This window comes from Paraburkholderia sp. RL18-085-BIA-A, from assembly GCF_046027075.1.
GTDB lineage: Bacteria > Pseudomonadota > Gammaproteobacteria > Burkholderiales > Burkholderiaceae > Paraburkholderia.
On the sequence record NZ_JARESU010000039.1, the window covers coordinates 61,116 to 70,679 of the forward strand.

The following is a 9,564-nucleotide window of genomic DNA, read 5'->3' on the forward strand; positions in this document are numbered from 1 at the left end:
CGATGGAAGCGACTCGACCGGAGCTGCCATTCGTCCATTGCCGTTGTCCTGGCCGTCAACTGCTGGTGAGCGGACGTACGCCGTGCTACACCAGCACACCATTCAGTAAGTCGCTGGCGTATTGACCCAAAGGATCCTCGCCGTCGTGTCACCCGCGTTGCGGTAGCCATGCGGCGTTTCGCTCGTGAAGGTAAAGGCGTCCCCTGCATGCAGAATATAGCTCGCGCTTCGCAAGGTCAGCTCGACGGTGCCTTCGAGCACGTAACCGACTTCCTCACCGATGTGTTCAATCTGACCGTCGCTGCCCTGACCCGGATCGAGTATATGAATATTCGCCTGCAGCAAACCGTTGCGGTTCGGCAGCACTACGCGCTCAAGCGCGATGCCACCGCCGCGGATCACGGGTCGTTCTCCTTGCCGCATCACTGGACCGCCTGTCGGCTCCGTCGGCGATGTTAGCGCGGCGATATTGGTATCCAGCGCAACGGCCAGCCGGTGCAGAGTGGCCAGCGAAGGCGTGGCATTGCCTTTCTCGATCTTGGAAATAAGGCTTTCCGAGCAATGGGCCTTCTTGGCCAACTGCAACAGCGTTAGCCCAGCCATCCGTCGTGCATGGCGCATGCGGCCGCCGAGCAGAGCATGTGGCGTGGAGGCGTCGTCCGGCTGCGGTGGCGCCTCGGCGACGCTGTTCGGTTTTTTCAAGGTATGTGTCGGCTGGAGAGAGTTAGCGACAGGCCAGTTCGGCCACGACGTACGCGAGCGCTTGTGCGCCCAGATACAGCTGGTGGGGCTCAGTATACTCGGCGGCATTATGGCTGATGCCTGAACGGCTGGGCACAAAAATCATCGCGGTCGGACACAGGTCCGCGACATACATCGCATCATGGAAGGCGCCCGACGTCACCCGTAGCGGCGCCCCCTCGCCGGCGTTCGCCGCCGCGCGTGCACAACCTCGCTCGACCAGGTCGGTCATATGAGCCGGGAAGCGCGTCGTGGCCCGTGCAAAGGGGTTCTGCACCTGCGCGGTGAAGCCGTCGGCCGCATTCAGGCCCGCAACGGCATCGCGCAGTGCGGCTTCGAAGCTGGCGAGCACGTCTTCGTCGACGCAGCGCGCGTCGACCGTGAACTCCACTTCGCCCGGGATCGTGTTGATCGAATTCGGACCGACCCGCCACCGGCCGAGCGTCATCCGCAGCCCGCGAGCACGCACCGCGTCGCCGCACGCGTACAGATGGCCGGCCAGTTCCACCGCCGCGCGCATCGCGTCGCGACGCACCTCCATCGGCGTGGTGCCCGCATGCGCGGCGGCCCCAGAAACCGTCACGTTGAACCAGCGCACGCTCTGGATGCCGGTCACGACGCCAAGCGGTACATTCGCACCTTCGAGCACCGGCCCTTGCTCGATATGTAGTTCAACGCAAGAGTCGACGGAGTGCCCCAGCGCGCTGTGCTCGACATCCGGAGTGTCGGCCAGCGCGGCGTCGAGTGCGTCGCCGAACAGGATTCCCGCCGCATCGCGTGACGCGCGATAGCCGGCGAGGCGCCCGGATTGTGCGAACGCGCTGGAGCCCATCGCTCCGGGTCCGAAGCGCGAGCCCTCCTCGTTGGTCCACACCACCACTTCGACCGGGCGCCGGGTGGCGACGCCTGCATCGTTCAACGCCTGAATGACCTCGAGTCCCGCGACCACCCCGTAGGCGCCATCCAGCTTGCCGCCGACCGGTTGCGTATCGATGTGGCTGCCGGTCAGGACCGGCGGCAAATCGGCTTGCTGCCCCGCGCGCCGGAAAAACAGATTGCCGCACGGGTCGACGCAGACGCTGCAGCCCAGCGCGCGAGCGCGCTCGATCAGATGACGCCGCGCCTGCAAATCGAGCGGCGTCAACGTTTCGCGGGCAACACCGCCGTCGCTGCGACCGCCGAATGCGGCCAGGTCTGCGATAGCGTCGTTCAGCCGACCACTGTCGACTGCATCCTGTGCGCGCGCAGCGGCTTCGGCCGCTGCCTGACTAACTTCGTTACTGCTCATAGAGGATTACCTGAGATTGCATCTGTTGAATCGAGGCGTCGCGCATCAACGCGCGCCCACTGCCTGTTCCAGTTGCGCGGCGGCTGACAGTGCCACCTCGTCGTGCCAGCGCGGCCCGATCACCGTGACACCGATCGGCAGTCCGGCAGGGCCCGTGCCGACCGGCACGTTCACGCAAGGATTGCCGAGCAGCGTCCACATCCGGCTGAAGATCGGGTCGCCGGTCGAAGCGAGGCCCGCAGGCGCTTCACCGGGTGCGCTCGGTGCCAGCAGCACATCGAACCGGTCGAAGAGGGCGGCCAACGCATGGCGCCCCTGTTCGGCCCGGGACTGCAAAGCCGCATAGCGGGCGCCGCCCAGCGATGCTCCCGCCGTAAGAACGTCGCGAAAGGGCCCGCTCAGATCGTTCCGGCGTGTCTGATACTCGGGCGCGTACGCGAGCGATGCTTCGTAGCTCATGATCGCGCTCTGCACGTCGGCGAGATTGTGGCAAGCCTGCGGCAGCACCGCGTCGGCGACCGTTGCGCCGGCTGCCTCCAGCAAACGCGCGGCGTCGCTCAGCGCCTGGCGGCTGGCCGGCGTCGCGACATCCCAGTGCGGTGTCGTGCACACACCGACCCGAAGCGAGCTGGCCTTCTCGATGACGAACTCGCGCTGCGCAAGAATCCCCACGAAGAAGGCCGCGTCATCGACGCGGCGGGTCAGCACGCCGATGGTGTCGAGACTTGGCGACAGCGGCTTGACGCCGGCGGTCGGCAGCGTACCGAAGGTCGGCTTGTAGCCGACAATGCCGCAGAACGAAGCCGGACGCACGATCGACGCCGCGGTCTGCGTGCCGAACGCGACCGGCGCCATGCCGGCTGCCACCGCGGCGGCCGAGCCGCTCGACGAGCCACCCGGCGTGTGCGGTTCGTTCAGGCGGGGCGAACGCGGGTTCACGGTCGGTCCCGGTTTGAACGTGGCAAATTCGGTCGTTACCGTCTTGCCCAGCACGATCCCGCCGGCGGCGCGCACCGCAGCCACCGCGGCCGCATCAACCAGAGGGCGATGTGCCGCGTAGATCGGTGAGCCATAGCCGCTCGGCATGTCGGCGGTGTCCATCACGTCCTTGACAGCGACCGGCACGCCGGCAAGCGGCCCGGCCGCACCGCCTGCGGCATCGATGCCGCGCGCCTGCGCGAGCGCCTGCGCCGCATCGAAGTATTGCCACGCGTGCAACGCGGCCTCCTGCGCCTCGATTCGTTGGATATAGGCGCGCGCTACCGCTTCCGCAGTCAATGTGCGCTGCGCCACCTTCTGGGCGAGTTCGCGTACGCTCAAGCTGAGAACGTCAGTCATAGCGTGTTTCCTCTAGTGGGGTCGTCAGGCGAAGTACGCGGCGCGCACTTCATTGTTTTCGGCCAACTGCTGCGCGGTGCCGGACGCAACGACGCGCCCTTGTGACAGCACGTAGCCATAGTGTGAAATCGCGAGAGTCTGGTGGGCGTTCTGTTCGACAAGCAGCACCGCGGTGCCAAGGTCGTTGATCTGCTTGATGACCTTGAAGTTCTCCTTGACGAACAGCGGCGACAGCCCAAGAGACGGCTCGTCAATGAGGAGCAGCCGGGGCGCGGCCATCAGACCGCGGCCGATCGATACCATGGCCTGCTCGCCGCCCGACATCGTGCCGGCGAACTGGCGCGCGCGCTCCCGCAGGCGCGGAAAGATCGCATAGACGCGCTCGATCCGTTCACGCAACCGCGCGCCGCCTTTCTCGAGGTAGGCGCCGAGCATGAGGTTCTCTTCGACGCTCATGCGCGGAAAGACCTTGCGCCCCTCCGGAATGCAGGCGATACCGCGTGCAATGATGCGATGGGTCTTCTCGCCTGTGAGATCGGCGCCGTCCCAGAGCACCTGTCCCGCGCGCGGCGGCGTCAGCCCGAGGATCGAGCGGATCAGCGTGCTCTTGCCTGCGCCGTTGGCGCCCAGGATACACGTGATCTTGCCTGGCGCGACGTCGATCGAAACATCGTGCAGCACGTCCACCTTGTCGTAGCCCGTGCGGAGATTGCGGATCTGCAGATTGCTCATGCCGCCTCTCCCAGATAGGCTGTTTGAACCACCGGGTCCGCGGTGATCTGCGCGAAGCTGCCATCGGCGATCTTTTTGCCGTAGCTGAATACGATGCAGCGCTCAGTCACACGCTCGATCACGTTCATGTCGTGTTCGATCAACACGACCGTCAGATTGCGCAGCTTGCCGCGCACCTCGAGGATGTCGTCCATCAGTTCATGGGTCTCGTCGTGCGTCATGCCGGCCGACGGCTCGTCGAGCAACAGCAGTTGTGGACCGCTCATCAGCGCACGGCAGACCTCGATACGGCGCCGGTCGATCATCGAGAACGTCCCAACCGGCTCGAACAGCCGATCGAGCAGCGGCGGACTAAAAATCGCCAGTAGCTGGCGCACCCGTTCGACGGCTTGCTCATATTCGGCGCGAAACGCGCCGCGCCGGAACAGGTTGAAGAGCATGCCACGCTGCAGGTGCTGGTAGTCGCCGATGACGACGTTGTCGAACACGGTCAGCGGCAACGACAGGCGCGAACGCTGGAATGTACGCGAAATGCCCGCGCGGTAGATTTCTTGCGGGCGCAGGCCGGTCAGGAGCTTGTCGTTGAAGCGGATCGCGCCGGCACTCGCTTTGTAGATGCCTGTCAGCACATTGAAGAACGTGGTCTTACCCGAGCCGTTCGGGCCGAGCAGGCCCAACACTTCGCCCGCGCGGATATCGAGCGTGAGGTTGTCGAGCGCCGTGAGTCCGCCGAAGCGCATCGTCACGTCCTGCACTTGCACGAGGGATTGGTGTGCGCTCATCGCGGCACCTCATTGTTGAAGAACTGCCGGGTCCGGCGCGGCAGCAAACCATCCGGGCGGAACAACAGAATCGCGATCACGACCACCGCGTAGAACAGGAAACGGTACTCCTGGATGAACTGCAGCTTCTGCGGCAGCACCAGCACGATGAAGGCCGCCGGCACCAGGCCGAGCGGATTGCCGAGACCGCCCAGCACCGCAATCGAGACCAGCAGGAGCGAATCGCTGAAGGTGAAATTGTCGGGCGATACGAAGCCGGTCATCATCCCGTACACACTGCCCGCCACGCCGGCGAGGAAATTGCCGAGCATGAAGGCGATCACTTTCCAGCGTGCAATGTGAATGCCGAAGGTGGCCGCGGCCGTCTCGTCGGTGCGCACGACATCCATGCTAAGGCCGATCCAGGATCTCTCGAGCCGCTTGATGACCACATACGCAGCGGCGAAGATCACGAGGCTGAGCAGCGCATAGGGGACGTAGAACGACACATCCTGGTCGAACAGTTCGAGTCCGTCACTGAATGAGTAGCCGAATGTCGAGATGCCGGGCAGGTGCAGCCCCTGCGGTCCGCCGAGCAGGTTGTTCACCTCGACGAAGGTCTGGAACAGGATGCCGAACGCGATCGTCACCAGGGCCGCATAGTGGCCGCGCGTGCGCAGCACCGGCAGAATCAGGATCGAACCGATTGCGGCCGACACCACACCGGACAGCACGATCAGCAGCAGGTGAGGGATACCTGTCCGGGCCGCCAGCACGGCGATCGTATAGCTGCCGATGCCGAAAAAGGCGGCGCCGGCGAAATTTGCTATGCCCACATAGCCGAACTGCACGGTGAGACCGAGGCAGGCTGTCGAGAACAGCAATACAGTGCAGATCAGCAGCAGCACATAATGCACGTCGTAAAACACGGCGATCAGCGTCAGCGTGCCGATCAATGCGCACCACGGTCCGGCGCGTGGGCTCGAGCGCGTTGCGACTTCGATGCGCCCGGTCAGTCCGAATCGGTTCGCGGCAAACACCGCCACGGCCGCAACGACCAGCAGCACGCACACTTCGATTTGCGACTGCGCCTGCAGGAACAGCCACAGGTAGACGGTAATGACGAGGGCCAGCGCGATCTGGATGGCAACGCCGCCGCGGCCACGGCCGCGTGCGAGGGATGGGGTCAGCGTACTCATACTCGTTCACTCATTCGTTCGGCAATCAGTCCGGTCGGCTTCCACGCCATCAGAATGATGACGACAGCAAACGCGAACACGTCCTTGTAGGCGCTGGGAATGTCGGGAACCAGGGCGGGCAGCGCGGCGCTGCCAAGCACCTCGAGGCCGGCGAACAGGAAGCCGCCCAGAATCGCGCCATACACGTTGCCGAGGCCGCCCAGAATGGCCGCCGAAAACCCGATGACGCCGAGCAGCAGTCCTTCGTTGAAATTGATCTCGTTGTAATAGAGACCATTCATCACGCCGGCCAGCGCAGCGATGGCCGAACCCAGGCCGAACGTCAGCAGCACGACCGCGCTGAAGTCGATGCCCATCAGCCGCGCGGTTTCGCCATCCTGCGCGACAGCGCGAATCGCCAGGCCGAGCCGGGTCCGCGTGATCAGCAGATGCAGGCCGACGATCACGACGAGCCCGGCCAGCAACAGGATGATGTTATCGACGCGCAGCCCAAAGGTGCCGAGCTTCACAAACGACGTGGGTAGCAGCGCCGGAAACGGTTTCGGATTGGCGCCGTCCGGATAGAACAGACGCACGCATTCGCGCAGCACCGAGCCGAGCATCAAGGTCGCCAGCAACGTATTGAGCGGTGGCGCCCGATGCAGCGGCAGGATCAGGAAACGGGCGATCGCTGCGCCCAGAAGGCCGGTCACGACCACGGCGCACACGAGCACGGCCACCAGTTGCAACCATGGGGAACTGATGCCGAGCGCCGACACGCCAAGCGACGCGGCGAGGCCGGCGAATGCGCCGAGCATCAACACATCGCCGTGCGAAAACTGAATCGCGTCGAGCACGCCGAAAAAGAGCGTGAACCCAACCGCGACCATCGCGTAAATCATACCGAGCATGAGCCCGTTGACTATGTACTGCCCTAACGCATCCATCATTGCCCTATCAAGCGGATCATCGAACTGCGCGGCACACAGGCTGCGCCGCGTTGGTCATCGGCGGGGCCGCGTCGAGTGGACCGTCCCGCCCGCCAAAGGTCACAGACCCTTTAGTTTCCGTTGGCTCTTCGCGTACGCACTGTCTTCCCAGATCACCCACTTGCCGTCCTGTACGACGTACTTGGAGACGAGGGGCACGATGTTCTGGCGATGGTCGTCGAACGTCACCTTGCCGATGATCGTATCGACGTTGCTGGTGTGGTTCAGCGTGTCGCGTACCTTGTGGCGGTTCGGGCCGTCCTTCTCGACTGCATCAATGATCAGGTTCGTCGCCGCGAATGCAAATGCGCCGTAGGCTTCCGGCGGCTCGGCGTACTTCTGGGCGCTGTACTGCGTGAGGAAGTAAGCGCCGCCCGGCAGCTTGTCGGTGGGTGCGCCTTCGAGGAATGACAGCGAGCCTTCGGCAACGGCCTGGCCGGCGCCGTCGATGTACGCGTCGGACTTGATGCCGGAGGTGCCCTCGAACTGCGCGTTGATGCCGAGCTTCTGCATCTGTGTACGGATGCGTACGCCGATTGGCGTCAGGCCGCCGAAATACACGACCTGTGGCTTCAGATCACGGATTTTGGTCAGTTCGGTCGTGAAGTCCTGCTGGTCCGCGGACACGCCGATGTCGGCGAGGATCTGGCCGCCGTCCTTGGTCAGGGCCTCGCTGAAGTACTTGTTATGGCCGTTGCCGTAGTCGGTCGTGTCGTGGATGATCACGAACTTCTTGTAGCCGAGGCCCGTCATGAATTTCGCGGCGACCTGGCTCTGGTTGATCATGGTGCCGTTGACCCGGTGGACTTCCTTGTAGTCGTTGCTGTATGTGACATCGGGCAGCACGGCGCCCCACACCACGACCGGCAGGTTGAAGCGGTGGTAAACGTCCACGCTCGCCACTGCGACGGCCGAGCAGAAGTTCGTCACGCCGGCAACGATGCTGTTATCCGATGCTGCCTGCGTGGCGACCTGCACACCGACGTTCGGTTTGCATTCATCGTCGAGCGCAACCAGCTGGTATTGATATTTGGTCTTCGGGTCCGCATTGCGCAAGCGCACGGCGAGGTCCGCGGAGTTGCGGCCGCCCAAGCCAATCGACGACACACCACCGGTTAGCGGCCCAATGAACGCGATCTTGACGACGTCTTTCGCGAAAGCCGATCCTGCCAGCAGCGACCAGCCGAGCGCGGCGAATCCCATTATCTTCGAAAGCTTCTTAACGCCCACCGACATTCTCCTTTCATTAAATTCAAGCTATTGGACTGGTATTCAAGTACCTTGAATTAATAAAAGCAAGTCGCATGCCATGGTCACCAGTTACGGACGGACGGCCTGTTATCGAATAGCAGCGGCGATTTTTGGGGCGCCGGTGAGACTGCCGTAGAACGGTTCCCGCACCACATGGCACTGCCCACGCACGACAGAGGTGCACGAGGCAATGCGATGGCGTGCCGAGTCAGTGCATCGGACGCTTGGTATCTGATACCAGATGAGCAATCTCAGCCGTCACCCGCGGACATGACTCCTTCCACGGTCCCGTACGGCTCTTCACGGCAATGAACCCGCCGACCGTATGAGTCGACCGATCTGACTTACTTCTCCAATATTTGGTATGCGGTGGCTACCGGGCGCACGGGGAGACAACCGCTAACCATTCATAAGCTGCAGTTGGCCAAGTGAAACGGCGAACGCCCATCGGGGTCCGGGGCACGCATCCGATGAAGTTGAAATCGGGCGCCCGGTGCCGGTGGATGGCGTACGTCGGGCCCGTAGCCCATAGTGGACAAGTCAACCCGATGGGCAAATGGCGGGTCCGTTCGAACTATGCTGGTAGGTTGTCGGGCAGCAAGCTTACATCGACGTCAACGACGAGATGCAAAGGGCAGCGGTCGAACTTATCTAGTTGCCGCAGGCGCGGAATTTCCAGAACGGAGTAGTCGGAGGGGCATTGCGATAGGGATGCGGAATTTTTTCAGAACGTGATAGCGCCGGTTAGACCGACAGTCGAGAAATGTCAGGTCTCCCTTGCGGCCTTTGTGAGCACTTCGGCAAGTTTGTCAAAGTGTCGTAAGGCCGCAGGCGTGAGTTCGATCTGTTTGCGGCGAACGTCTTCCGTATCACTAAGTGTGAGCCAGCCTTTTTCCCGCATCGATGTGACGCGGGCATGAAGGGTAGTAGGCGATCCGAGCTCGCTTTGGCTCATCATGTCCCGGACTGACAGTCGGTCTTTGGTTTGCGACACACGTGCCACGAATTCGAGAATCCGCTCTTCGAGTGGGTCAGAGCCGGTAGCGCTTCACCCAACGCAAGATCGTAGAGTCCTCCAAGGGGACGTCCTTCGGGGTGTGGGCGAGAGACAGGTCGCGTTCAGCCATCATCTCGACAAGGTCGCGCAGACTGAGCTTGTAGCGCACATACCAACGCACGCAATGGACGATGACTTCACGGTCGAAATGACGACCGTTGAACAGCCATTCGACATCTTTCAGCTTGCTCATTGGCTCGTGGTCGTCAAAAGCGCAAGGGTGACAGAG

8 protein-coding genes and 2 pseudogenes are annotated in these 9,564 nt (G+C 63.0%); all 10 read right to left on the reverse strand.

Translation table 11 applies throughout. The annotated features are described in order from the left end of the window. Positions 1–102: 102 nt before the first annotated feature. A complete protein-coding gene (locus P0D89_RS24840) occupies positions 103–702 on the reverse strand; it encodes a helix-turn-helix domain-containing protein (RefSeq protein ID WP_408362247.1) in 600 nt (199 codons plus the stop codon). A gap of 22 nt (positions 703–724) precedes the next feature. Further along, entirely contained in the window at positions 725–2,029 is a 1,305-nt protein-coding gene (locus P0D89_RS24845; protein WP_408362246.1) for a M20 family metallo-hydrolase, read from the reverse strand. Between the two features lie 45 nt (positions 2,030–2,074). Next, positions 2,075–3,367: an amidase gene (locus P0D89_RS24850; RefSeq protein WP_408362245.1), complete on the reverse strand. Its 1,293-nt coding sequence runs from the start codon at positions 3,365–3,367 to the stop codon at positions 2,075–2,077. Positions 3,368–3,391: 24 nt separating this feature from the next. Further along, entirely contained in the window at positions 3,392–4,099 is a 708-nt protein-coding gene (locus tag P0D89_RS24855) for an ABC transporter ATP-binding protein (protein WP_408228476.1), read from the reverse strand. Then, complete coding sequence (locus P0D89_RS24860; RefSeq protein WP_408362244.1) at positions 4,096–4,881, reverse strand: ABC transporter ATP-binding protein; 786 nt, start codon at positions 4,879–4,881, stop codon at positions 4,096–4,098. Before P0D89_RS24860 ends, P0D89_RS24855 begins: the two co-directional genes overlap by 4 nt. Further along, entirely contained in the window at positions 4,878–6,059 is a 1,182-nt protein-coding gene (locus tag P0D89_RS24865) for a branched-chain amino acid ABC transporter permease (protein ID WP_408362243.1), read from the reverse strand. The genes P0D89_RS24860 and P0D89_RS24865 overlap by 4 nt, the downstream gene beginning before the upstream one ends. Then, positions 6,056–6,985: a branched-chain amino acid ABC transporter permease gene (locus tag P0D89_RS24870; protein WP_408362290.1), complete on the reverse strand. Its 930-nt coding sequence runs from the start codon at positions 6,983–6,985 to the stop codon at positions 6,056–6,058. The genes P0D89_RS24865 and P0D89_RS24870 overlap by 4 nt, the downstream gene beginning before the upstream one ends. Positions 6,986–7,087: 102 nt before the next feature. Further along, positions 7,088–8,230 (reverse strand): branched-chain amino acid ABC transporter substrate-binding protein, encoded by a 1,143-nt coding sequence (locus P0D89_RS24875; RefSeq protein WP_408362289.1) that lies wholly within the window; start codon positions 8,228–8,230, stop codon positions 7,088–7,090. A gap of 814 nt (positions 8,231–9,044) precedes the next feature. Next, a pseudogene (locus P0D89_RS24880) lies at positions 9,045–9,311 on the reverse strand (winged helix-turn-helix domain-containing protein); the annotation flags it as partial. Between the two features lie 7 nt (positions 9,312–9,318). Further along, a pseudogene (locus P0D89_RS24885) lies at positions 9,319–9,528 on the reverse strand (hypothetical protein); the annotation flags it as partial. Positions 9,529–9,564: the final 36 nt, after the last annotated feature.